General features: G+C 33.7%; 1 pseudogene. It reads left to right on the forward strand.

Features of this window, described 5'->3' with window-relative positions:
- Positions 1–143: 143 nt before the first annotated feature.
- Positions 144–620 (forward strand): annotated as a pseudogene (locus WFN33_RS20220) (RHS domain-containing protein); the annotation flags it as partial.

Genomic DNA, 620 nt, shown 5'->3' on the forward strand with positions numbered 1-620 from the left:
ATGTAGATAAAGCAGAATATTGGTATAAAATAGCTTCAGAAAATGATTTTAGTTTAGCTACTGAAAATTTAAAGCGCTTAAAAAATATTATTATTCAAAAGGGTATTACTACATTTTAGTAACACTATTATTTATAGTGATAAAACCGTCAAATCACAAACTATGGTTATGATGTTTTTGGTAGACGATTATTTAAGAATAACCAAACAGACCACAGCCTAACCTTATTTGGTTGGGATGGTGACTTAATGATATGGGAGTCATATCAAGCAAACCAAAATCAATTAAAACAGCAAGACTACACCAAACACTATGTCTATGAACCGAATAGCTTTGTACCGTTATTACAGACTGGTTATACAGGCTTTATTCAGCTGATAGAAACACCTGACTATCGCCAATTCCAAAACGTACCCTATTCGATTTATAAAGATCCTGTATGGAAAACTGAAACCAGAAAGAACAAAGCTGAATTAGAACGTGTTGCTTTTTATCACTGTGATCAAGTCGGTACACCACAAACTTTAAGTAATGAGCTAGGCGAGTGTGTTTGGGAAATCAAACAGGATACATGGGGCACTGCTTTAGAAATAAATACAACAAACCAAGACAATCCATTG

The sequence above is a fragment of the Acinetobacter sp. AS167 genome, assembly GCF_037152175.1.
Taxonomy (GTDB): domain Bacteria; phylum Pseudomonadota; class Gammaproteobacteria; order Pseudomonadales; family Moraxellaceae; genus Acinetobacter.